The following is a 25,031-nucleotide window of genomic DNA, read 5'->3' as shown; positions in this document are numbered from 1 at the left end:
GTAGCGGGGGCAGGGTTTTGGTGATTCAGGGGGGATGAAGGACAATTACAGCCTAGCTGAAACATAATAATTATATCAGTGGGGGCTGAATTACTGCGAGGGCATAGCCGGAGGGACAAGACTATGGTTAGCAAGAGTTAACAAGAGTCAACTACAGTCGGCATCGGATGAATATAAAGACGGCGTAGCCGGACATGAAAAGTAGAACAGGTTTCAATAAATGATGGTAATGGCGTAGCCAGAATGGGAGAATTATATCAACATCAGTTAAATGACGGTGGCGGCGTAGCCGGGAGTGGTCAGGGGGAAAATCAGCATCAGTTAAACGGCATTAGTAAAATGATGATAATGGCGTAGCCACATGACGGAAATTACAAGCAGCGTAGCTGGGAGTGGCGAGGGGAAAATCAGCATCAGTTAAACGGCATCAGCTAAATGATGCTGACGGCGTAGCCGCATGACGGAAATTAAAACCAGCGTAGCTGCAATCGGCTGAAATTGTAGAGTTATACAATCTCAAAAATAGGGGAAAATATATAAATTATGATGACCAATTTTATTTGATAGCAATGGTTGAGCCAAAAGATTCTGAAAAGATTACTAAGGGCAAGATTGATGAGGCAATTAGCGTCTTAAAGGAGCAAAAGCCGAAGGAACGAGAGGATGTATCAGACAAGGAAGCTGTTCGCAAGATGAGACGATACATCGAAAAGCTGACTTCTGATAAATATGGCTATACTTACGATGAAGTTTCAGAAATGTTGGCTGGGCAGGGCATCAATTTAAGTGGTAGCCGGATTAAGTATTTAATAGGTGAGTTGAGGAAAAGCACTCGTCGTCAGAAAAAGACTCTAGAGAATGAAAATTCTGGTGGGGCGAGTGGGACTACTGCGGCTCAGAAACCTGCTAGTAGCACTAAAAGCCAGAAAAAAAACCAGTAGTCAGTACAACCGGAGTTAAAGGAGTAGGTGGAGCTAAAATTCAACTAACTTCCGCAAGCTGTCACGCTCTTAACTTACAGTGACGATGACCTAAAAATTGCTATCTCTGCACTAAATTCTAGTGTGGGAAATTACTACTGCACAACTTGGCAGAAATTAGCCATGTTTAAACTAGCACTGCGATATTAACTGGCAGTGTGAGTATGAGAACTAGACATTATCTGGTCAATTTCACGTCACATCTACTGGTGTCAGTTCCGTTAACGGGAATAAAACCACTGTATGGTTAGTCAAGTTATGGCATTTTAGTTTGCCATTTAATGTCAAGCTCTGTACTAAAAAGTGTTCAGAGTCTCCCGCAACTGTCACAACACTTCCAATTAGGGATTCTATCAGGGTTTTTCTGGGCGGTTGGTTTGGATCTCCTAGATGATTATTAGTATTAAAACCTATACCAGATCCAGAAGCATCTGCTTGATTTTCCAGCCTTTCACGGCGTGAGGCACGTTGTTGTAATATGGACATCAGGTGACACCAGAGGTCAGCATCAAGTCGGAAGACTTTAATTTTTTCCCTCTCAAAACCTGGCTCAAATCTTGACCAGCGAAATGCTATTTTAATTCCCAACTGTGATAAGAGCTGATGTACAACTTGGACATCACTCATTTTGTGACTAATGGTTCGGTTGAGATGGTGGTGTATTTGTGATGCATATTGCCGGATTTTATCGGCGTAGGGTTTGAGGTCGCCTTTATTCCACTCTTTATTGGGATCTAAAAAGTCATTTAACCCAAATACCTCTCGCATCTGCCGCCGCAGTTCTGTACCGGAAATATCCCAGGGGCAAACTCCTTGATTCCATGTGGTTTGTTTCTCTAAGGATTTAGCAGTTCTGTCAACTGCTAATTCTGGTTTGAGTTGTGCTTCTAAGTTGAGCAGTTCTCCGCGTCGTCGGCCGCCCTTGTCCCAAATTACATCTTCAACTGTCAGTTCGTCTAGACAGTAGAAATCTTTGAGGTAGAATTTTTTAATTGCTAATGTTTCTTCTGGGGAGATGGATTCCAGAGATTCTAGCAGGGCAATTTCTGGGTAAGTTAAATCGGCGGCGGCGACTATGGCCTCAGCCTCCATTTTTTTAACTTCGTCTTTGGCGGACTTGAATAACTGTTTGATTTGTGAGTCGGATTGAAGATCCTCAATTGTAATCTGATGTCCTTCGTGTTTTAATCTCATCAGTAGTGCATCAGAAAGATTCATCATCGAATAATTCTGCTCGGCACTAATTCGGGCATAGAGATTGACATGGGGGTTGGATTGCCAGTCGAAATTAGCCATCTTTCCTACAATGTCAGGTCTGAGGTTGGAGCGGACTAAGCTAACGGTGACATCTGTTCTTTGTTGTAGTTGGGTTTTAATTTCTAAATAATTGCTGGAGCGAGAAACTTTACAGTAATTTGTCCCACGTTTGGCACACCAAACTACGCGGTCTACGGTGTCTCGCACACGCACTAAACATTGGGACATATCAGCGTCGGTGGATGATGCGCCGGTGAAAATTCCATAGATTTTTTCAATGAATCCTGGGATTTCGATGCTGACTCCGGTGGCGACTGTGGGTGAACAAATAATTACGTCATATAATCCTTCGGCAATTACCGCGTCGGGGTTTTTCATAAACCGTTTCTCAGCTGTATTACCACTGGTTTCGGAGTTAATCAGCAGGATTCGCAGGTGAGGGAATTGTTTTTGCAGCAGTCGCGCTGTGGTTTTGCTGGTGGCTTTGCTGTCTGTGGTGACATACAGCATCTTACCTGTTTGTAGGGAACGGGTATCAGCGATTAATTGGTTGATAACTGGTGATTTGTCTTTGGCTTGAATAAATGTAACGTGGTACGGTTGGGGTTGATAGTCGTTACGAATTAAGAAGATGGGGGCAGGCTCGGCTCGGAGTTCCCAGATGTAATTTAGGGTGGGGTTGTTTAAGTCAGCATCAGCAATAATGATTCGGCGGGCAATTCTGATTAATTCGGCGAATCTGGCTAGGAGTGCGGGGCGTTTGCCGTCTTTGTCGCAGGTGCTAGAAGTTAGTAGGTGACGAATGACTTGGACGACTTCATCAATGATTAAATCACAGCCGGCAAATTTTTGGGGATCAATGGCTAGGAGTGAATCAACACAGAAGCCAATTCTGAGGGTGTAGGCTCCTCCTTTGATAAAATTGCCGTGGAATTTATCTAAGTCGCCTCGGTAATCTACTTTTAGTCTGGGGCATAAGTTTTGGACGAGGGAAATTCTGTGTCCGGCTAATAGTGCTTTGTCGGAATGAGCTATGGCTTTGGCGATAAATTTAGTTTTACCTGTGCCTTTGCCTGAGTCGAGGGCAATGATGCCTTGTTGGGGTAATGTTTCTAGTTCTAAGGTGGATAAGTCGGCGGTGGTTAGTTTGAGGGAGGGTTCGTAGGTTAAGCGATTTTCTAAGCGTTGCCATAGTTGCCAGTGTGCTAGTGGGAGCGCTTGAATATGGGCTGTTTCCCAGGCTGTAATACCTGTGTGGGCAATTAGGTCATCCACGCCTTTACACTGCCCTTGTTGACCGTCCCAGATGGCGATGTCGGTTTGGCATCCGGCGGCAATCAGTAAGTTGCTGAAGCGGAAAATGGCGGCGTTGACTCGTCTCCTGGTTTCGGTTTTTGTGTCTTGGTCAAAGGCGAGGGTAAATTTTCTGCCTTTGACGGCAAACCTTGCTAGGTCTGGGATGAGGTGGGGTATAACTGGGTTGCCTAGTAAGTCTTTGCTGCGGTAGCCGCCGTTAATTCCGTAGAGGGCTATGGCGACATATCCTTGGGATATCAGGGATAAGGATTTTTTACCACCTTCGGTAATGATGATGGGAATTTCTGGGTGGAGTTCTAGCCAGTCCCAGAAACTTTCTCCGGCTGGGGGGAGTTCTAGGCTGTAGCGGTGGGCTATTAAGCGTCTGGTTTCTCGGTTGATGGTGGGGAGATAGGCGCGTGAGCCGTTGCCAACTGGGGTTTCGTATTTTTGAATCTGGCTTTTTTTGGTGTCAGTTCTGGGTGAACTCAGTTTGGCTTGCCAGGGGCTGCTGTCTTCGTTAAGAAATATTGCGGCGTGGATTGTGGGTTTGACTTGATGCCCAAATCGGGTGTATTTCCAGTTGAGTGCGTCGTGGATGGGGGTTGAGGCATCCCTGCCGGCACTGATTTCTATGTCGGAGGCGATGCGGATATTATCAGTGTAGAGAGAAAGTGCGATCGCCGAGTCGGTAAGAAATTCTCGCTCAATTCGGCGGGTGAAGTCCTGAAGGCTCTCTACAGGCTGTAGGTTGTCAATGGATGGTAGAACACTTGATAGATTTTTCAATTTCCTTCTCCAGGCTGTAGTTTACATTGCCCTCGCGGAGAAAAGACTGAAGTTCAACTTTTATCTACAGAACAGTTGGCATAACTTGTGCGGTAGAGGGGAAAGAATCAAGTAGTTTGGGTAAAGCCTTAATCTGTGTTACTTTTTTCTGAGAAATATGTTGGAAATAAATAACAGACATTTATAATCAAGGAAAGGCTCCACTTGATTCTTCTTCAGTGGGGGTTTGACACTCTGTCTTTTCAGGCGGGGTTGACGCGTGGTAGGTGTTGGTATCACCGAAGCCACAAGAAAAAAACGACCAAAATCAAATGAAAAATTTGAGTCAAAGTCTGTGAGTTTGCACCTCGCAGGCTTTTTGGCATTTATTAGCTCAAATTCCAGTGATTAAACAAGAAATAAGTGATTAAAGATCATAAATAGAACTTAGTTGGTTGGGGTAAAAATGTTGTTTGCTTGTCAGCATATCATTGAGTAACACTAGGCACATATTGCAATCTGGTTAACAGTTGCCACGAACGAATTTTTTTATCTCTAACGGGATCAAACTTCCCCTTTTGTCGCTCTACATCATCTGATTGATTCTCCTTCCTCATGCTGTTTCTGTTTTATGACCTCCTTTTTCTTTCTTTTTTGACGCAATAGCTTTTTTGAGAAGAATTTTTGCTAGTTGAGGAGGAGTCATAAATTCTTCCTGCGCCCATTCTTGTAAATATAAATACTCATCCTCCTCAATACGAATCGTAAATTGTGGCTTTTTTGAAGGCATAGTCAAATTTTAATACCATGCCTAATTATTCATCTTTTGAGTCCTATTTTCCATTGGTGAATCAAAATATTGACAGGTGACTCACTCGTGAATTAACATAACAGACAAGACAGGAAAACAGCAATCGCCGCTAACTGATTTGTGTCCACCGAGTAAGGAAAAGCTATATAAATCAAACCTTTTAGCGTGTGGGCATTACAAAGTAGCGGTAACTATCAAATGCCTGTCTTGCACTACCAGCAACTATTGCTGGCTATTAATCACTATTTGCCCATTAACCAATAGATGCTCTATGAAAGCGTCAAACTCCGCACGGGGACTTGATTTAGATTCCCCTGGTCTGTTTTGCTCAAGTTATGTTACAAAATCTGAACTTGCAAGAATTCTTAACATTGCCCGTTCAACTTTGGTCAGTTGGGACGGTATAGCTCTTTACCGCATAGATGGCTATCGGCAAGCCTACCCAGTCAAAGCCGATGGCAGTACAGACCGCTCTTGTCCGTTGTCACCATACCAAAGCTGGGTGCTTTCTCGCGTTGGTCGGGTAATGCAAAATCTCAAGTCGGCTGAACGAGTCAAGAACTACATCAAAAAGTATCCCCAAGAATTCACTCCAGCCAAGTTTCAAGCACAGTTTGCCCAAGTAACCAGAGGTAATGCAGCATGAAAACGAAAGACATGATTGCTATTAAAGAAGTTTGTGAACTCCTGGAGATGCCAGAGGAAATTATTAGGTTCTCCCTGCAAGAATCGCATCCAGATGATTTTGACAGTCTCAAAGAAATTAGTTTGGCTGAATTTGAAACATTAGCTCAAGTTCTCAAACAAAAAGCCGAACAAGAACAAACTGGAAAAGTAGCCGCTATTGCTCCATCAGTTGATAACACTCTCCCAATTCAAGAGCAACAAAAAATCATTAATGGTGCATTGAATGCTTTAAATGAGTTTGCCGATAACTACACATTGACCATTGATAAAATTACTTCAACTTTAGCATTTATTAGTGGTCAATCAGTAGTAAATAATTTTGTTCACATCCACTCCAACACAATTAGAAACGGTTTAGAAGACTACTTAGATGAGTTGGCAAATGAATTGACTACTGCTGCTCACTCAATCAAAGGAATTGATGCTAACGATTTTTTAGCCCAGAGGGGGATCACCCCGAAACAACGAACTGCTCAGAAATCCCTAGAGGAAATTATCAGTTTGGCAGCAAATCTCTAGATATTGCTTACAGATTAGCACTGTCTGATAGTCGTTTCTTATTGTTGTTGTTGAGTGTTGACAGAGAGAGAAAAATGCACCTAATCGCTGAAACTTGTTTTTATTCCGGTGTGGCTACTCTATCGCTAATCACTGGTGTAGCTGCTTGTATTTCGCCTCTGGGCGTGGGTTTATTCGCAGTAGGTTTAGCAATGTATGTCAGCCAAAATCGACACTAACAGGCGCAGTCTTGAAGCAGTTTATCAATGGCAAGCTTTAAAAGTTCGTCCGCTTCTTTTGATGGGTTGTATTGTTGTTCCTGCATTTATTGGTAGCTATTTATATACCAGTTGGCAGCAAATCAAAAGTATCAACCAATCTCAAAATGTTGAAATTAAATATTTGCACCTTTGTAGCGGCGATCGCTCTAAATAAAGACTGAGATTTTGAAAGTCTGTTTGAGGTGAATAAATGACACATCAACCACTACCAGAATTGATTAATCAAGCCCAGCAATTACTCACTCAAATTCGCCAACATCCACAGTACAAAAAACTGCAAATTGATTGTGATGTCACTGTTGGTGATGTCAGTCAATTTTTCAACACTCTGCAATGGTCAGCAACAGCTGGCACTGTGGACACTTCCAGAGCCGAATTTTTTCAGTGATGGGAGAGCGAACGCACAGCCTGAGAAACTACTGCGTTCGCCCCACTTGCATCTACGCATCATAGACACAAAAGGATTGTAACAACATGACTAAACCATTAGGCTATTACTGCGCTGTCACACCAGGAGATGAAAGCTTCCTGGATGAATTGCAAAACGAGTATGGCAGCACTTTGGAGAAGCTGACCACACTGCAAAAATTACACATCCTCAATGCCTTAATTCTCAATTGCATCAATGCCCAAACTCAGCTGATTGGAACCATACCAGCTGATGAAGAATTAGCAGCCATGTCCAACACAGTTGAGGCAATTCGCCAGCGCTTACCTATTGGAGAACATCTTGGGTTAGCAGATGCGATTATCAACCAATTGAAATAACAGAGGGGATGAGAAATGAATAATCAACCCTTCAGCCAAGACCGGACTGACAAAGATAATCCCCACTATACATTCACTCCCCCCAGCAATTACACACCGCAAGAAGTAGAAGCGGGTAACAAACTTGTAGAAATTTTAAATGACCCAAGCCTCAGTGAAACCGACAAGAAAAAAGCCTGTTGGGAGATTTTGAATAATGTCTAGAAATTATGGAACTGCCAAGTTAAAAAACCACATTCCCAGCACAGCCCCCGGCACACTGGGCGCAATGGGTAAATTATTTGGCGTATCAGCTGATGATTTCGCCAAAGCACTGCAAGGAGATCAGGCTGCCATTACCCAAGTGTCAGATATGGCACGGCTATCTGACACTGCCAAAGCCAATTTACCCAAAGCATTGGAAGCATACCGCAAAATTATTGAAACCACAGGGGATATCAACCAAGCTTACGCCGAACTGGTGCAACTCACCCAGAAGCATGGCACGGCTACCATGAAGGCGATTAATACCAGTAAAACAGGTGAGCAACGGTTTCAAAATGAACTTCAGGAGATGCAAGCCGAACAGGTCAACGCCACCACCGCAGAGGCAACCAGACACGCACACCGCACATCCCTGATCCAAATCTCTGGTGCAACTGCTGACCTGATGGCGGTAGCTAAATACGAAGTGGATTTATTGAAGGCATCAAACAAGTTACCTGATGCCCAAGATGCGGCTGATTTAGCTTATGAAAATGCTGTCACTTCTGCGTTGTGGAGCAAGGGCAGTGAAGCCAAGACAGACCGCATACCCAAGCCGAACTACAGCCGCACTGCTGGATTGAGTAAAGTTTGGGACGGCTTTAAGAACTTTATGGGCATTTAGCCATTAGCCAATTTAGAAGCCAGTGGACAGGCTACCACTGGCTTTTCTCTGTCATCCCTGCTGAGGTAACGCTATGAACGAAATCGATTCCCTGTTATCCCAATTCCAGGAGAGTAATAACCAGTTTCAGGAGGGTAATAACTCTAGTACACCTACGTTATGGGGTACACCGCAGACAAAGCAGACACCAGAGGATGAAGATAGCGATCGCTTGGAGCAATCAATTAGGGAAGTATTCAGTAATAAACAACTGCTAAACAAAGCTCTGTCAACATTCTTAGGCGTATTTGCTGCCAGTGGGGGAGTCAGCCTCATGACTTCTCTCTCCATTGGCGCGATCGCATCTGGCACATTAGGCAGTATTGTCCTGGGACTATTTTTCGCCAACACCCTATCAAAACTGCGCTACGACGGCACAATCCACATTGACGAGGATTTCCTGGTAGCAGCTGCCCAAACCACCAGCGTAGGAGTTGCCCTATGGATTGCCTTTGATGAACATCGCGTAGTTTCTAATGCTACCAAGACAGGTAAACAGCGCTTTCACCAGGAAGTGAAGGAATACGAAGTTAAGCCAACGCCACCAAGTTATGATTCCTGGTTCGTTGTTGGGGGGTTGGGGGTGGGATTGTTAGCGATCGCATTAATTCTTAGGAATTGGAAATGAGACAGAAGTTTGAAGACTACAAACGCTCTGGCACTGCCAATAATATCACCGTAGGAGTCTTAGCAGTCCTGGGGCTAATCTGCGGTGCTAAATCCTTCACAGGCACACAGATTGCACTGGTTGAATACTGCTTTCAACCGGAAACAGCAACATATCCAGAGAGATTCTGCACCCCAGATAAACGCTATGTGATGCCAGAGTCCGAGTTTTACGCCGAAACTTACGCCCCAGCCAACCCAGAATTTCAACGGGGGAATTTTGTCCCATCCAAAGCCACCAGACTCAGAACAATTCCCCCCAGCAATCCCCATAAGCCACTGTGGGGACTAGCCGCAACTGTGCTGATGTTCGGTGCATACAGCTTAAGTAAGGCCAGAGAAAAGAAACTACTAGAACTGATTCCAGAGTACCGAGAAGCTACCCGCACCGACTGGCTAATCTCCAAACTGTGGCACGGGCTGAGATTGCACAAAGAAGCGCACACAGCACAGTTAGACTACGATTTTCACCAGTGGTCAGAGGGTAGGAGAGTCAGAGAAGCACAGTTAGCCGCAATGTCCCCCCAGGAGTTAGCCATTTATCAGCAACAGGTGAGACTACAGGCTGAGGCAGAAGCACAGGCCAGATTAGCCGCCGTTACTCAGGCACAGTTGCCCGGTCAATCAATGGAAGATGTAGCCCGTGGTGATGATAAGGTTTCTGGTACTGAACAGCAACAAATCGCCTCTGGTGATAATACCATCTCTGAAGTATTGCAACGTGTCGCCCGTGAAGATGGTAGCACTGCCCTTTGTGGCGACCCAGGCACAGGTAAAAGCACAATTACCCGTGAGTATATTAATCAAGTCAAAGCCAACTGCCCAGATGCTGACATTAGAGTATTGGCAGTCAAAAATGATAGCTTCTGCGGACTGCGGGAACAAGGTAAAGTTACTCGGTTTATTGGTGAGGATGCCCTAGAAAATGCCAAAACTTTCTTCTTAGACATTCAGACCGAATACAACCACCGATTAGAACTGACAGAAGATGAACGTCAAAAATTATCGCCCTTTGTTGTCATCCTGGATGATTGGTTAACCATATCAGCAAGACTGAACAAAATTAAACCAGAGGATTTAGGCTTTGATTTCGGTCAAATACTTTTTGATGTGTTGATTGTGGGCAGAGAATATAACATGAAGTTCTTTGTCAATCTCCACAGTCTCAACCTGGGCGCAATCGGCATTAAAGAATTAGACCAAAACACCCGCAAGTGCTTACGCTTGCTTCTACTAGGCAACCGTTACCATAAAGACGGCAGAGACTTAGATGCCTACGGTGTCATTGAACAAGCAATCATGGGTAATCAAGTAATCACCCATGCCAAGGATAAGGAAGCTGTAAGAGCTAAATACACTGAACTCAAAGCACAATCACGCGCACAATTCCAGCCCGTGATGTTTGCTTTTATTGGTGGTTATTATCTGGGGTTAGTCCCTAAATTTTCCGTGCCAGAAACACCAATAGATAGGGAATATATGGAGCGTGTTTATCAGTTGGAATTTGAGGGAGTTGCTAATTCCAATGAACGCCGAACCGGGAGAGATGAGTTATCCCCAATGGCTCGACACTTATTTGATTACTTAACCAGAACTGAAAAGATAGAAGCGTCTGTTAAGGATATTCAACCCAGCTTTAAAGTTAAGGGAGAACGGTTTACAGTGGAGCAAATTAAGGGATGGATGTATGAGATTGTGGGGGCGCATTTAGCTGATTGGGTAGGGGAAGGAATTATCAAATTAACCCAGATTTGACCAGACAGTAGACAGCAGACAGCGCGGATATAAATAGACAGAATGCAGACACAGCAAGGGACAGCGCTAGACAGTAGGTAGACAGGAGATAGGCTGGTGCTGTCTGGTAGACAGTAAATAGACTTCCCTTGAAATAATTCTAAAAATATTCAATTGGTGTTAATAAATCAACTCATGCTCCCAATCAGCACAGCTTTTGAGGATTGCTGTGAACGGTGGCTGCAACGGATTAAGGAAAAGCCCACCAAAAAGCAGCAGGTGATTTGTGATGAATTTACCAATTTAAAATCATTATGCGGTGATACGGCGATCGCATTCTTCAAAATGTCCCTCAAGGAACTTTCAGATTTTTGTGAGTTAGACCTCTTTCAAGAACTGGGCGATAGCGGAGTGTCGGGGGCGGACGGCTGCGGCTGGTCATCGGTTACTCTGTGGAAGACTATGTTTTTCCACAAATATGACACCCCTTTCAAATCTGCATGGTCGCGCCTTAGAGTGCCTTATAACCGAATTGATCATTAAAAACACGGGAGTGAATTTATGAATGCTAATCGATCAGGTAAAGACGGACAATTAGCTCAAGTGGCTTTGGAACTGGTCAATGTAGTCAATCGGACTGCTGATGAATATCTTCCTGGAAAATTGGCTGGAATTGTGAAATTGCATGCAGGGATTGGTGTTGGATGCGTATTTATTCCAGTACCTGGTGCAGATTTATTTGCAGCTTTCGGCAATACATGGACAATGTATGTACGCATTAACCGAGAACTTGAGTTACCTTTTACTCAAAATCTAATTAAAAGCCTTGCTACAGGAGTTGTGTCGAATTTGGCATCTAATGCCGCAATCCTGGCAGTTATTGGATTTGGATCTGCCCTAAAAATCTTGCCTGGAGCTGGTACGGTTGCTTCCTACGCTGTAATGAGTGCAACAGTTTATGGTGCTACAATCGCGGCTGGCTATATCTACATGAAAGCTCTTGCAGCTTTACTGAAAAACAAGAGTGCAGGGCAAGTTAAGGAGGAAGATTTAAAGGCGGCGGTCGCCAAAGTCATGGAGGATAAAGCAACTGTTCAGTCAATCTTTAAGTCTGCCAAGGAAAGTTATAAGCAAGCTGATTCTAATTTAACTGATTTAGCCAAAGAATTAGGGGCACTGAAGCAGAAGATGCAAGAAAGTGCAGTCACTTCGGATCAGATAGATGCTGTAGAGGAAATTGCATTAGCAGAAATGGCTGCACAGCGAAACGATCTAGAAAAAACATTCAAACGGCTGAGGAATGCAGGTGAGTGGGCGTTGGAAAATGCGGACAAATTGGAATTGAGTCTTGCATCAGCCGCACTTAGAACAGCACTTGGACAGTAGCTTTAGATATACAACTGTAAGGAGACACAAGTTAGAAAATCTCAAATTTATTTCGAGCGAAAACTTTCACGTAAACCCCGTCCAAGTTGAAACCTATAGTTTTTTCTATGGCGAAAACTCAAGTTTTCAAAATGGATGGGGTATATTTTGGAATAACGGGGTGAAATAAGCATCCATTCCGAAACTTGGCGTAAATATAGCGAGCGTGTTACTAAGGGCAAGTAGTACAAAACCTCAGTTTATAGTATTGCAAAAAATGGCTAAAACCTTTATTCTTTCGCTCCACTCTTAAGGTTATTTTGGCTGATAAATATGAATTAGGTCTAGATGATTTTATAAAAAACGATAACTGAAAAGTATATGCAGCAATATTTTCAGTCTATCTTACCTCTCATGACACACTCGCTATATCTACCCCTGATAAGTTCAATCAAAATAACCCTGATGGACAAGTTAAGTTTTACACCAATTGAAGGAAAAAAGAAGCAATTAATTTCAATCATTACCATTTCCTGCCTGTATCTGTCGCAATAGGGCTTGCGTTAGTGGATGATCGGAGAGTTGCGCGGTTTGCCCTGCCGCCCCCAATGCTTGCAGATAAGTGACGAAATTGCCGCGAACTGCCTGCGTGTCGGAATGATCAGCGCCTAATTGACGTTCCCGAATGTCTAAAGAACGGGCAAAGCAAGCTTCAGCCTCGCTAGAGCGTCCCACCGATTCATAGATTAATGCTAGTTTGCTCAGGCTGGTAGCAGTATCAAGATGGTCAGCGCCTAATTGGGTTTCTCGGATGTGCAACGCTCTAGTATGAAGATGTTCTGCTTCATCAGAACGCCCCAACATCCGGTAGATTTCTGCCAAATTGTTCAAATTACTGACAATGGAAAGATGCTCAGAACCTAACTGGGGTTCCTTTATACGCAGCGATCGCAATAGAAGGGGTTCTGCTTCTCTATATCGTTCCATCGTTTGGTAAAGAACTGCCAGATTGTTAAGGCTGGTAGCAGTGTCGAGGTGGTCACATCCTAACTGAGTTTCTCTAATAGCCAGCGATCGCAGGAAGAGAGGCTCTGCGTCCAGATAACGCCCCATTGCATAATAAAGCAGGGCTAGATTGTTCAAACTGGTAGCAATATCGGGATGATCCACTCCCAGTTGCATTTCGCGAATTTGAATCACTCTCAGATAAAGCGGCTCTGCCTCTTCATAACGCCCTTGAGAATCATATAGTATAGCTAAGTTATTGAGGCTGATAGCTGTATCAAAATGATCCACTCCTAATTGAGTTTCACGAATCTGAATTGCTTTCAAATAGAGTAGTTCAGCCTCTTCATAACGTTGCTGATCATCATAAAAAACAGCTAGTTTGTTGAGACTAGTAGCTGTATCAGAGTGATTTTCCCCTAATTGGGTTTCACAAATTTGGAGTGCTCGTCGGTAAAGGAGTTCTGTCTCTTCGTAACGCTCCTGAATTCGATATAAATATGCCAAGTTGTCCAGATTACTCACGATATCGGGGTGATCTCCCAATTGCGTTTCACGAATTTGGAGTGATCGTAGGTAGAGAGTCTCTGCTTTTTGGTAATTGCCCTGATTTTGGTATAACATTGCCAGACTATTTAAGCTGCTGGCAGTATCGGGGTGATTCCCCAATTGCGTTTCACGAATTTGGAGTGATCGTAGGTAGAGAGGTTCAGCCTCTTCGTAACGTTTCTGGATGTAGTAAAAATAAGCTAGATTATTTAAGTCTGTAGCTACTTTCAGGTGGTCTTTGCAATAATAGTGTTCATCAATTTCTAGAGTCCGCAGATAGAGAGGTTCAGCCTCTTCATAGCGCTTCTGTTTGCGATAAAAATACGCCAGATTTGCCAAACTAATCGTAGTATCAGGGTGGTTTCCTAGTTGTGTCTCGCGAATCTGAAGCGATCTCACATAAAGGAGTTCAGCCTCTTCCAAGCGCCCTTCATGCTCGCACAACCCAGCCAAATTATTCAGGCTGGTAGCAACATTGTGATTGTCTGTCCCCAATTGTTGCTCCCAGATAGCTAGTGACTGTCGATAAAGCTCTTCTGCTTCACTGGACCGCCCTTGCTCGCGGTAGATTCCTGCCAGATTATTGAGACAAAGAGCAATATCAGGATGATCTTGACCCAACTGCTTCTCTCGGATAGTTAGTACTCGTCGGGCATACTGTTCTGCCTCACTGTAGCGCTCTTGTGTTTGGTAAAGTTGTGCCAGGTTGTTGAGGATTGCCGCAATATGGGGGTGATCTTGGTCTAACTGCTCACAAATCGTCATTGCCCGCTGCAATAACTTTTCTGCCTCGCTGTAGCGCTCTTGTGTTTGGTAAAGTTGTGCCAGGTTGTTGAGGATCAGAGCAACATTAGGGTGGTCTTTACCTAACTGCTGCTCCCAGATATAGAGTGAACGTAGGAAGAGAGGTTCTGCCTCACTGTAGCGTCCTTGATTTAAGTAAAGTGCTGCCAGATTACTGAGGTTTAAAGCAACATTAGGATGGTCTTTACCTAACTGCTGCTCCCAGATATAGAGTGAACGTAGGAAGAGAGGTTCTGCCTCACTGTAGCGTCCCTGTTCTCGATAAATATTTGCCAGATTGTTGAGATTTAAAGCAACATTAGGATGGTCTTTACCTAACTGTTGCTCCCAGATAGCCAGTGCGCGCTGGTAAATTTGTTCTGCCTCCTTGTAGCGACCTTGATCTAGGTAAACTGCTCCCAGATTGTTGAGGTTCATAGCAATATTAGGGTGATCTTTCCCTAAATGCTGTTCCCAGATAGCGAGTGATCGCTGGCAGCAGTGTTCTGCCTCGCTGTATCGCCCCTGATCTCGGTAGAGTAATGTCAAATTGTTAAGAGCTAGGGCAATATTTGGATGATCCTCACGCAGATGTTTCTCGTAAATAGTCAGTGCGCGCTGGAAAAATTGTTCTGCTTCGTCATAGCGCCCTTGATTTAGGTAAAGTGCTGCCAGATTGTTGAGGCTGGTGGCGATAGAGGGATCTTCACTGTCCAACCGTTGCTCATCGATAGAGAGTGATCGCAGGAAGAGGGCTTCTGCCTCACCGTAACGCCCCTGTTCTCGGTAAAGTGCTGCTAAGTTGTTGAGAGTGTGAGAAAAGTCGGAGGGATCACTGCCCTGCTGTTCATCGATAGAGAGTGATTGCAGGAAGAGAGATTCTGCCTCACCGTAACGCCCCTGTTCTCGATAAAGGAGTCCTAGACTGTTGAGGCTATTAGTGACCAAGGGATGGTCACTGCCTACGTTCTGCTCCCTAATAGAGAGTGATCGTAGGAGGAGAGGTTCTGCCTCGCTGTAGCGCCCCTGTTCTCGATAAAAACTTCCCAGATTATTGAGGCTAGAAGCAACATAGAGGTGATTAGATCCTAGTCGAGCTTCTGTAGCAATGCAGCCTTGCTTAAACCACAATAATGCTAGATCATAAGCTCCCTGTCCCTCACAGAATCGAGCAATTCCAGTGAAGAGCCAAGGCACACCAAAATCTTCCAGCCAAGGAGACAATGTGGTTGCAGCTTCCACTAAGTGGGGAATCCCCGGAGCCACCTGCTGAATCTGGATTAATGTAGGCGCAGATGGAATCATTATTTCTGCTACTTTAGCTAAAACATGACACAGGGACTGCTTCATTGCATCTACCCCTGCCAACTGCTCTTGCTTTGCCACAAAAAACTCTCGAAGCAGTTGGTGCAGTTGATACATCCCTACCCCGGTTTGCTGTAACAGGTGTCTCCCCAGCAATTGCTCATCCCGAATATCTTCCAGTCCTTCTTCATCCCAGTCTGGTAAACAGGCTTCCACCAACCCCCACGGAATCTCTGCCAGAGCAAACAGACTCAGCAACCCCGCCAACGCTCGCCCAGACTCATCCAACGTTTCCCAACTCAACTCAAAGGCGGCAACCACATTTCGAGATACAGTCATTTCTGGTGCCGATTCCTTCAAGGCTTTCGCCTCCAAGCTTTTAGCCTGCAACCTTTTCCACAGCGTTGCCAGAGACGTATCTGGTTTCCGTGCTAGGTATCGCCCCACCAACTCTAAACCCAACGGCAAGTAGCCCAGCCATTGGCAGACTCGCTTGGCTTCATCGGGTTGCTGGTCAATACGCCTATCGGTCACCAGCGAACGCAGCAACTCCAGTGCCGCTGCCTGCGTCAACACCTCTAACTCCAGCCTCTGTTCCGAAGCTAATAGCTTTAACCGGGTAGTCATCAACACCCGAAACCGGAAATCCAGCAGATTCAAATAGGGCTTCACAGCCTCATAAGCCATTACATCATCCAACACCAACAGAATCGGTTCCCCTTGCCAGCGGCGACAAACCCACTCCACCTTTTCTAGCAACGTTTCCAGGTTATCAGGAGGTTCCGGTAGTCCTAACTGGGTGCGGGCAAACTCCAACATTCCCAAGCCCATATCCTGTGCCCTGACATTAATCCAGCACAGACCGCCGGGATAGGTATTAGCCTGTAAGTGGTGGTAGGCATACCGCAACACCAGTTCCGTTTTACCCACTCCCCCCATCCCGGACACCGAGGTAACGGCAACCGTCGGGGTAGATTGTAACTTGGCATGTACCTTCGCTAGATCCTCCTCCCGTCCCACAAACTTCACCACCCCACTCAAGGGCAGATTGCTGGGGATGCCCACAGGACGAGAGAGATAAGCCGCCAAAATTGTATTCAACGCCGCTTCCATCAAGCCAGGGTCACTGACCTGCAAATGGGTGCCAATGTAAGCTTTTCCACCTTCCACCAACACCTGATAGCCCGTTGCATACCCTTGATTGATTTGTACTGCCTTGTCCGTCAGTGCCTGTTTCAGACTGACATCTGCTTCAATTACTCCTTGCAAATAAGCAATCATGTCATTCAAACCACTGGTGGGAGCCGTTTGCAACTTTTCCCCTAACTGCTGACACAGTTGCTCAATCAGCCCATCAGTTGCCATGATTGTGAATCTCTCCAATCTGCGTACCTTCGCCTCCTGTCACCTTCACCTGGTAGCCTCTGGCATTGTCGTGATTGTTCTGGGTCATCGAGCTATTGTCTTTAATTTGGGTCAGTTCAAAGTGCAGTTCATCCGCCAGCTTTTTCACCTCCTGGGCAAACTCCGATTGCTCATCCTTCCACAAACTAAACAGATAGTTTTTCAGCTTTTGCATCTCCTCCGGCTTGTCCTGGGCGGCTCCTTCCAGCACGGCAACAGCGGTAGCATTACCGTGGATCTTGTTCCAGACTACGGTGCCAAGCTGTGTTATCTTCTGAGCAAGAGCAGTCGTTAAGTTTTTACCCAATTCCCCGGCTCCCCCTTCCACAAACTTATCTAGGGCTATTTTGGCGATCGCCTGTGCCGCTGCTAATGTCAGTGCCCCTACCATTTCAATACTCCTAACGGTATTTTCTCCAGTTGTAACCGATCTATCCTGGATTGTTTGTTTGAATTAAGTCAACTAACTAAGTACCTGAACAAAATTAATTACATATTAGGTATTGAGCCGAGATGCGCGACGTGAAAGTTGTGCGTAGAGGCAGTAGCCTATTTTACTGAGGAGCCGTCTCCTCCTGGGGTTCCTGGGGTCTCTGTGCCAAAACGGGAAAATTGTACGCTAAGGCTGAAAGTCTTTGTCTTTGGACTCCCCACGCATAGAATCCCCCCGCATTCTATGCGTGGGGAGTTTCAAGTAAGTTTTATGTCGAGTTGTTTTCGGTATAGACATAGTATAGACGTTAGTGCAAACTGCCGTTGATGGTAGACCGGGGGTGAAAATCTGAAACTGGGACGGCTGGACAGCGTTGATATTACTCTTTGGTCATTGATAGCAATGCTTAAAGAAGGGGGATAATGAGTCAGTCAGCAATTATTACCGCATCGCCTGATGTGATGAGTGGTACGCCAGTCTTCACAGGAACGCGAGTGCCTGTGCAAACCCTGCTGGATTATTTAAAGGCAGGGGAGTCCATTGATGATTTTCTAGCGGGATTTCCCACAGTGAAGCGAGAACAGGTGATTGCTTTTCTGGAAGCCGCAACATGAGCCAATCCTATTGATGCGGATCATACCTCCAATTGGTCATCGTGCTGCAAGCATAAGCAAGTTTTATCAGTCAACGAAAGAATGCGGGTTGTAGCGATTGCGATTGATAAGTTGGATTTGATGGCTTGATATCGCCTTCGTCTCCCCAACGAAGGTACAATACTTTTAGTCCCTCGTTACACGATTTACAGATAACGTGTACCCCCCTGGAAGGTAGTCAAGATGAAGGTTAGCGGCAACGGACAAGGCAAAATACTCAGCCAAGAGGAATTGAGGCGATTGTTCACCGAAGGGCTACTGACCCCACGCGATCGCGCTCTGTTTGGCATCTGCCTGTTCACTGGTTGTCGTGTGTCAGAAGCGTTGGCTCTCAAAAAGACTGATATCAAATCTGGAACCATCACTTTTCGCAAGTCTACCACCAAAGGTAAGCACAAAACTCGGATTGTAGACATCCCCCCAGGGTTAGCAGCAATACTGGCGGAGTACCAGCCCCCAGGGGAGATGATGTTTCCCGGTATGCGCGGTGTGACTGAACGGCTGACTCGGTTTATGGCTGATAAGATTTTACGGGCTGCCTGCAACCGGATTGGGGTGGAGGGAGTTAGTACGCACTCGTTTAGGCGAACGGCTCTCACTCAGATGTCGAGCGCTGGCATACCTTTGAGGACTATTCAAGAAATCTCTGGTCACAGTGACCTGGGGACTTTGCAGCGTTATCTGGAGGTCACGCCTGAGCAAAAACGTCAGGCTGTTTCGGTGATTGGGTTTTAGTTTCTATACTGTCTTCTATACCAGCATCTAAACTGTATGTTGGGGTAGTGTTACAGCTTATGCCCCGTGATCCCGTGAGTAGCATTGTCACAGGAATATACGTTAACCCCAAGATGGCTGCTATCACTAACTTTGAGTCGTTGCATTAAAATCTTTATATTCCTGTGATAACTAACCTTATCCGCGATTCAAGAATGAAAAATTCACCCTACCGTCTGGCAGGGTTTGTAAAAGTTCGGTATTTGTGGTTGTATCCATGTTGACACATATATACGAAGGTGGCATGACTCCCACCAGGAGCATGGCCGATGTTGCCAATACCGCGCAGCTTGTCTCGCTGTGGTTGGCAACTCAGCGCCGTAATGCTAAAAGCTCAATTTTAATTATTAAGTTAGATGTATCTAGTAAGGTTGCAAGAGGTTAGTAACAGAAGTCCTAATTTTCTATTATTAAATTATTAAATGTTAAATTAACAGCAAACCAGAGATATAAGTATATTACTGGTTTGCTATTATTAAACCTTTTATTTTAGAACGTTTAGCCGATTTTTACTTTCCAAGAAAGCTACTTGTCGTTCAATGGAAGTCGGCCTTTTTTCAATACAAGGGATAGGTTTGAAATGTATCCATATCTGGGTAGTGGCATTAGTTGCAACTAATGTAGTAGAGATAATACTTAAGAGCAACTTGAGTTGGTGTAACTTAGGTTTTTTCATTAGTTTCCTTTTTGAAGAAATTGCAAGAACCTAAAACACCAGTAGAGACACCAGAGACTTCAGATGGTAAACTAAAACTAAATAAGATATAAGAAAATCGCTCGATTGCCCTGGTGTTCCTACTGGTGTGGTCGAGCTATTCTCTTTATACAGTGATTTTTCTAACCTTGCAAGTGTGCTAAAACACGAAGACATACGAATAAAATTCCTCCGTAGAAATAACACATAAGTCATTACCACATTAAAAAATAACCAGTAACATATACCAGTGTAAAAGTAATACCATATAATATATACCAGAGCTGCTGCATTAAGTGCATGGGTACTAAAAATTTTAGTGCATGAGTCACCATATGCAGTTCATGCATGGGTACTCATGCATGAAAAACTAGACTACTGGCGCAACTATTTCGTATGTCAATTAAAAAAAATTTTGTTGAAAAATCTAATTCCTTGAAGAAATTAGAACCTTTACCCACTTCAGTCGCGTTTATTCATAACTTCTTAGACGAGTACGGGTTAGATCCCTACGAATTTCGTATTTATACTCATATGGTTCGTAGAACTGGTGGTAAAGAAGAAGGAGTATGCTTCGCTAGCCTCAAAAAAACTGCTCAAATATGTAAAATGAGCGTTCGTAAAGCACAGCAGGCGTTAAAAATTTTAATGCAAGCAAAATTATTAGAGCAAACAAAACGTTCAGGGCGAACAGACGAATATAGAGTTACCGCAACCCATGAATGGGCTAACAGAGAAGAATTAGACAAAATCCGTCAAGCTATTATGAGTGGTAAAGCCGATACCAAAGGCGTTCCAGTTTTTGAGGGACTTCAATCCTCAATTTAAAAATGGGGTACGTTTTCAACTCAAAAATACTCAAATCTAGAGCATACAAGGATTAAAGACGTTTGAAGCATAATATTGCCGAAGTGAATTGGAAGCGTTTCTGTAATTTCGCCAGCGCTGTAGAACGCCGCAGCCAACTTTTGCCCACTGATTTTGTACAAAATCAGTGGGCAACTCCTCCCTAGTCACGACGATTAAAGCACCCCTAACCGCTCCTTGCATCGACACAGCGCCCCCGTAGTAACCCATAACACGTTGCAAATGTCTTAAATAAGCTCTTCTACCGCGTTAGTACCTAAGACCGCTAAAAGCGGCTTATGACATCTCTAAATGTCTTTTCGCCAAATTTCGCCGTAAGCCGTTGATTTTCGCCCCTAGTCCGCCCCGGTTTTGAAAGAAAAGTTAAATGAGCGTATCGGACGGAAAAAGCAAAACTCATGGGAGTACGACAACGCTTATCAACAGGGCCACTCCACGAGTAAATTTTTTGCCCGTTCCCCACACCCAACACCCAAAAGCCTGAAAAATAATGGATTTGCCGTTATCTTAGTGCCATTCGGTTTAGGGCTTTTTCCTCAAGTTAAGTCTATTGGCAGAAAGCCAACCTCAATCATGAATTCGTTCTCCATTGAACAGTGGGAAATATGGTACACATTCTCAACCTACTTTAAAACTCACATAAGCAATCTAGAAGTAGTAGCTAAATTGCTAGTTGATTTTGAAATCGCAGATTGTTCTGTGATGTCAAATGGTGAAACGTTTTGTCGAACCGATAAAGGTGTTATGTCAGGTAAAACTATCCTTGATTTATCTGGTGATTTAAAGCAAGTGTCTGTTGAGTTCAAGTCAAATGCTACAGTAACAGCAGAGTTTACTCAATATGCACGCGAAACATGGTTAGTCGGATCTCAATTTCTGTATGGTGAAGCTCGCCAACTGTCTCAAGGTAGGGAACTGCCAACACCACACCTACGAGCGTTTCTAAAACCAATTCGGTTAGTAAAAAAAGAAGAGAGAATTACCAGTCTTTATCCTATTATTATTCTCTATCAAAGTGGTGTTTTGCTTATTGAGTTTCGTATGATAGCTCCAGATAATTCTGTTGAGCTTCGGGATTTTATTAGCAACTACGTCAATATACAGCAATACGATTATGACTATGCTATAGTTCCAACTGCTATTAGTGTTATAGCTCCAGAAGCTTATCAATTTTATTCAAACCCTCCAAATAATATATTTCAGAGATGGGAACTAATAAAAAATAAAAACAAGCAAAAACAAGTATTAAAAATATTATCTAAAAATGTCGTGGTTAGTGATTTTGAATTTGAGGAAGCGCCACTTTTTAGCATGAAGAGTAAAGAGACTATTACCTCCGTGGCACAGACCTTATTTACTATCGTAGGATTTATTACTAAAAACCCTATTTCGCCTATTAGCTTATTATTGAAAGGAATACCAGAGTTGCCTGAGCTAGGAAACTACTGGATCGGCAGACCTCACATACATCTGGTTCAGCATAGCAATCAGCTAGATAGAGCTTCGAGTAATGAGGAGTCAAATAAAGAATTCTTTGGTAGAATATTAGCTCGTGTTCCAGAAGCCCTTGGTGATTTTTCAATCTACTTGCCACCAAATTCTCGTCAATTCGATGATTATGCTGCTTATATTACACTGGCGGCAACACTATGGGTTTGGTCTAAAAATGGTTTAGAAAATCAAAAGCAATGGATGGATGTTAATAGAGGTAATTTGATATATGAGCATCAAGTTCAAGTTGAATTACTAGAATATGGTTTCATGCTTCATAAAAGTTTCATTGAAAAATCAACTACACTCAATAAATATCCAGATATTTTAGCTACTAGACGGGATCTCGTTGAGTTAAAGTCAAAAATGCTTGAAACAACGCCATACGGTGAGGTTAGAGACTTGCTTCTTAAAGGGTGGAAACAGATGAATTTGGAAGAGATACAGAGTCAGATTTCTGAAAATCTATCAATTTTGGAGAGCGAAATTAAATTTATCGAATCTAAACAGGGCGATAGTTTCAGAGTTTTTCTAACAGTTTTTGGGTTGATTGCCTCTGCGTCCTTTGCAAAGTCAGTAGTTAGTCCTTTTTGGAAAGCTCTTGATTTATGGTTGCCATCGAATGAAAACTGGGCTGAACTTTTTATAGTTAGCATTTCAGCCATACTTGTTACAGTTTCATTACTCTTTTTAAAACGCTCTATTTATCGATAACAAATATTTTAAATTTTACTTGTTTTAACTAAAATCTAAATATAGGAGAGCAATAATTGCATTTATCTATAAATGCTTGTCTATGTGTCAACTATTAACGGTCGTTAATAGTTGACGGAAGTAACAGGCAACTGGCACATATAGAGAAATCTATGTTATATCTGCACTGGGCATAGAGTTTCATCTATTCTCAACCTTAACCGTTCAGGTTAGATATATAACTCAGTGCAGACATAGAGGCATGACGCGATTATTAACAATATCATAGATTTATTACTATATCAGATAATTATTCCGTATATAACGGAGTTATCTATGAGGAAAAATCATAAATTTTCTATAGATGCTATAAATAAACAGAATCATAGTTGAATTAAGTTTGTTCAGAAAATGGCAGAAAAAAATCTCATAGAGCTTAGTCTATTAGAGAATGGCTTAGACTTCATTATAAGAGGCATAGATGAACTCTATGAACTCTATGATGACATTGAATATCAACCATATATAAATCCAGTATCCCAACCCCAAAAGGATTACAAGTACGGGGTACTTCACCTTTTTTCAGGATTTCTTCTACTCCTTAAAGAAAGGTTGTCACATCATATGCCAGAACTTATATTTCAAGGCAAGATGGAAGAAGTAAAAAGAAAGCTGAAAACAAATAAGGAGCTAAATACCGTCACTTTGGATGAAGCTTTGGAACGATTAGAAATTGGTCCCCAGGTGACTTTTTCAGCTTCTGACCTCAATGTGATTAGAAAAATTCAAACATTTAGAAATCGTTTTGAACACTATAAATTCTTGGTGAATAAGTTGGAACTCAATAAAATAATTATTGATTTTATTGAGTTGATTGATAGATTCCTTATCAAGGAGCTAAAAATAGATATCACTTCTACTTCGTTCTACATAAATCCAGAAATAAGAGCAAAGGTATTATCAATAGAGTCAGTTTACAAACGTATGATTGATAAACGCAAACATGAGTTGATTACAATAGGTGAAAGAAAGCTGAAAAAATTTCAACGTAATCGAGAAAATATTTTGCAGCAATTAGAAAAACAAGCATATATTGCTTACATAGATGAAGGCGGCATCGACGATATCACAATGATGTGTCCTATGTGTTGTGAAGATACCCTTATTATTTATGGGGAATTTGCTGGGATTTGTTCTAATGAGGAATGTAATAATTATTCTTTACTAAAAACGTGTGACAGATGTGGACAAGTCACAACAGGTTATGAATGGGAAGAGAAATGGTGTGATAATTGCCATAATGAAATACAAAGAATGGCTGATCGTGATGATTGAGGTTTCATCCCCTCATGTACTAATCAATGGTTATTTTGTACTATTTTTCGGACAACTGCACTAAAAAAATTAGGCTAAAAGCTCAATTTAGGCTAAATATAGTCTAAAACCTTAGACTAAACGCTGTAATCTATACACAGCAAGGATTGAATCAAGCATAGCTGGGATGCTTCCTTCCATAACAGGGTTTTCGAGCGTTTATGCAAAAAAAAACCAGCAAGAGTTATCAGATTTGCTGGGTGATATGTGTTGCGGCTCGCAAACATAAACGCTCCGGCTTGCAAACAAAACAATTTGTGGCTCACATTAATTGCAAATAAGATTGCACTTCGGCTCAAATTAATTGCAAACAGACTCAAAATAATTGCAACCAGCTTGCAATCATCCAGTTCGGCTCAAATTAATTGCAAATAAGCAGGATGCCTATAAGCAAAAGGTTTTGGAGTCATCTCAACAGTAAAAGAACTTGGGTAACATGGTGAAGAGAGGATTTAGCCCTTGAGCAAGACAAGCTTGTTTTTCACTTGCTGTCGGCTACTTTGGGTATACCGAACCGTAGTTTGAATAGCTGGAGTTCCCTTTTTGGTGATATGACCGAGATAATAAGCAACCTCCTCCAAAGTCCATCCAGCTTCACGCGCTCGGTGAGCGAAATCATGTCGTAGATCATGAAAAGTTACATCATGGATAAGTTCCCACTCTCCAACAGTTGCTTGTGCTTTAATGTTTTTCCACCAGCGATGAATACCCGCTTCAGTCAATCGCTCACTACGCTGAGAAGTAAAAGTGTAAGAACTTTCAGTATCTCGCCCACCATGATGAATATATTCATATAAAGCACGTCGGGCAGCATTAATTAGATCAATATCTCGTGCCTTACCGCCCTTGTAACCTTCGAGAGGGAGCAACGCGATTTTGTGAAGTCGGATCAAAAACAAGCGATCGCTAATAATTTCTTTTCAGTGCATGAATAGATTTGCTACTTAATATTACGTATAAATACAGGAATAGTTCCTACCTGTTCTGT

At 43.2% G+C, this 25,031-nt stretch carries 23 protein-coding genes; 18 read left to right on the top strand and 5 right to left on the bottom strand.

The genetic code is table 11. The features are described 5' to 3' along the window. The first annotated feature begins 569 nt into the window (after positions 1–569). On the top strand, positions 570–941 hold the full coding sequence (locus tag AACX33_RS24145; RefSeq protein WP_227789303.1) for a hypothetical protein: 372 nt from the start codon (positions 570–572) through the stop codon (positions 939–941). 231 nt (positions 942–1,172) lie between these two features. Here the strand turns inward: AACX33_RS24145 and AACX33_RS24140 are convergent, their stop codons facing one another. Next, positions 1,173–4,322: a plasmid replication protein, CyRepA1 family gene (locus AACX33_RS24140; RefSeq protein ID WP_227789302.1), complete on the bottom strand. Its 3,150-nt coding sequence runs from the start codon at positions 4,320–4,322 to the stop codon at positions 1,173–1,175. A 592-nt stretch (positions 4,323–4,914) separates the two neighbouring features. Then, entirely contained in the window at positions 4,915–5,091 is a 177-nt protein-coding gene (locus tag AACX33_RS24135) for a hypothetical protein (protein WP_227789301.1), read from the bottom strand. A 292-nt stretch (positions 5,092–5,383) separates the two neighbouring features. Here AACX33_RS24135 and AACX33_RS24130 point away from each other — a divergent pair, with 292 nt between their 5' ends. From AACX33_RS24130 to AACX33_RS24075, 12 genes are all read left to right on the top strand, one after another. Beyond that, positions 5,384–5,758, top strand: a complete 375-nt coding sequence (locus AACX33_RS24130; RefSeq protein WP_227789300.1) for a hypothetical protein — start codon at positions 5,384–5,386, stop codon at positions 5,756–5,758. Next, positions 5,755–6,318, top strand: coding sequence for a hypothetical protein (locus tag AACX33_RS24125; RefSeq protein ID WP_227789299.1), 564 nt, complete (start codon positions 5,755–5,757; stop codon positions 6,316–6,318). The genes AACX33_RS24130 and AACX33_RS24125 overlap by 4 nt, the downstream gene beginning before the upstream one ends. 74 nt (positions 6,319–6,392) lie before the next feature. After that, positions 6,393–6,536, top strand: coding sequence for a hypothetical protein (locus tag AACX33_RS24120; protein WP_227789298.1), 144 nt, complete (start codon positions 6,393–6,395; stop codon positions 6,534–6,536). Continuing rightward, a complete protein-coding gene (locus AACX33_RS24115; RefSeq protein ID WP_227789297.1) occupies positions 6,514–6,732 on the top strand; it encodes a hypothetical protein in 219 nt (72 codons plus the stop codon). Before AACX33_RS24120 ends, AACX33_RS24115 begins: the two co-directional genes overlap by 23 nt. Positions 6,733–6,768: 36 nt before the next feature. After that, positions 6,769–6,966 carry a hypothetical protein gene (locus AACX33_RS24110; RefSeq protein WP_227789296.1) on the top strand — a complete coding sequence of 66 codons (198 nt, stop codon included), beginning with the start codon at positions 6,769–6,771 and terminating at the stop codon, positions 6,964–6,966. Between the two features lie 86 nt (positions 6,967–7,052). Beyond that, positions 7,053–7,346 carry a hypothetical protein gene (locus AACX33_RS24105; RefSeq protein WP_227789295.1) on the top strand — a complete coding sequence of 98 codons (294 nt, stop codon included), beginning with the start codon at positions 7,053–7,055 and terminating at the stop codon, positions 7,344–7,346. Between the two features lie 15 nt (positions 7,347–7,361). Then, entirely contained in the window at positions 7,362–7,550 is a 189-nt protein-coding gene (locus AACX33_RS24100) for a hypothetical protein (protein ID WP_227789294.1), read from the top strand. Continuing rightward, positions 7,543–8,214 carry a hypothetical protein gene (locus AACX33_RS24095; RefSeq protein WP_227789293.1) on the top strand — a complete coding sequence of 224 codons (672 nt, stop codon included), beginning with the start codon at positions 7,543–7,545 and terminating at the stop codon, positions 8,212–8,214. Before AACX33_RS24100 ends, AACX33_RS24095 begins: the two co-directional genes overlap by 8 nt. 73 nt (positions 8,215–8,287) lie before the next feature. Beyond that, positions 8,288–8,881: a hypothetical protein gene (locus tag AACX33_RS24090; RefSeq protein WP_227789292.1), complete on the top strand. Its 594-nt coding sequence runs from the start codon at positions 8,288–8,290 to the stop codon at positions 8,879–8,881. Then, positions 8,878–10,674, top strand: coding sequence for an ATP-binding protein (locus tag AACX33_RS24085; protein WP_227789291.1), 1,797 nt, complete (start codon positions 8,878–8,880; stop codon positions 10,672–10,674). The genes AACX33_RS24090 and AACX33_RS24085 overlap by 4 nt, the downstream gene beginning before the upstream one ends. 174 nt (positions 10,675–10,848) lie before the next feature. Continuing rightward, positions 10,849–11,196 carry a hypothetical protein gene (locus AACX33_RS24080; protein ID WP_227789290.1) on the top strand — a complete coding sequence of 116 codons (348 nt, stop codon included), beginning with the start codon at positions 10,849–10,851 and terminating at the stop codon, positions 11,194–11,196. Between the two features lie 18 nt (positions 11,197–11,214). After that, positions 11,215–12,039, top strand: coding sequence for a hypothetical protein (locus tag AACX33_RS24075; protein WP_227789289.1), 825 nt, complete (start codon positions 11,215–11,217; stop codon positions 12,037–12,039). Positions 12,040–12,534: 495 nt separating this feature from the next. On the opposite strand, the gene AACX33_RS24070 is transcribed toward AACX33_RS24075, so the two are convergent. Together AACX33_RS24070 and AACX33_RS24065 are read right to left on the bottom strand one after the other, a co-directional pair. After that, positions 12,535–17,025, bottom strand: coding sequence for a tetratricopeptide repeat protein (locus tag AACX33_RS24070; RefSeq protein ID WP_227789288.1), 4,491 nt, complete (start codon positions 17,023–17,025; stop codon positions 12,535–12,537). After that, complete coding sequence (locus AACX33_RS24065; RefSeq protein ID WP_227789287.1) at positions 17,015–17,455, bottom strand: hypothetical protein; 441 nt, start codon at positions 17,453–17,455, stop codon at positions 17,015–17,017. Before AACX33_RS24065 ends, AACX33_RS24070 begins: the two co-directional genes overlap by 11 nt. Positions 17,456–17,919: 464 nt before the next feature. Here AACX33_RS24065 and AACX33_RS24060 point away from each other — a divergent pair, with 464 nt between their 5' ends. The 5 genes from AACX33_RS24060 (at position 17,920) to AACX33_RS24040 (ending at position 24,004) form a co-directional block, all read left to right on the top strand. Continuing rightward, a complete protein-coding gene (locus AACX33_RS24060) occupies positions 17,920–18,111 on the top strand; it encodes a DUF433 domain-containing protein (protein ID WP_265338675.1) in 192 nt (63 codons plus the stop codon). 222 nt (positions 18,112–18,333) lie between these two features. Then, positions 18,334–18,885, top strand: coding sequence for a tyrosine-type recombinase/integrase (locus tag AACX33_RS24055; protein ID WP_227789286.1), 552 nt, complete (start codon positions 18,334–18,336; stop codon positions 18,883–18,885). A 1,129-nt stretch (positions 18,886–20,014) separates the two neighbouring features. Further along, a complete protein-coding gene (locus AACX33_RS24050; RefSeq protein ID WP_227789284.1) occupies positions 20,015–20,446 on the top strand; it encodes a helix-turn-helix domain-containing protein in 432 nt (143 codons plus the stop codon). A 390-nt stretch (positions 20,447–20,836) separates the two neighbouring features. Then, entirely contained in the window at positions 20,837–22,690 is a 1,854-nt protein-coding gene (locus tag AACX33_RS24045) for a hypothetical protein (RefSeq protein WP_227789283.1), read from the top strand. 390 nt (positions 22,691–23,080) lie between these two features. After that, positions 23,081–24,004: a hypothetical protein gene (locus AACX33_RS24040; protein ID WP_227789282.1), complete on the top strand. Its 924-nt coding sequence runs from the start codon at positions 23,081–23,083 to the stop codon at positions 24,002–24,004. A gap of 491 nt (positions 24,005–24,495) precedes the next feature. On the opposite strand, the gene AACX33_RS24035 is transcribed toward AACX33_RS24040, so the two are convergent. Then, complete coding sequence (locus tag AACX33_RS24035; protein WP_227789281.1) at positions 24,496–24,912, bottom strand: tyrosine-type recombinase/integrase; 417 nt, start codon at positions 24,910–24,912, stop codon at positions 24,496–24,498. Positions 24,913–25,031 lie beyond the last annotated feature (119 nt).

Source organism: Nodularia sp. LEGE 04288 (assembly GCF_963896525.1).
GTDB lineage: Bacteria > Cyanobacteriota > Cyanobacteriia > Cyanobacteriales > Nostocaceae > Nodularia.
The sequence above is the reverse complement of the archived record's forward strand: the minus strand, read 5'-3'. Positions and strand labels throughout refer to the sequence as shown.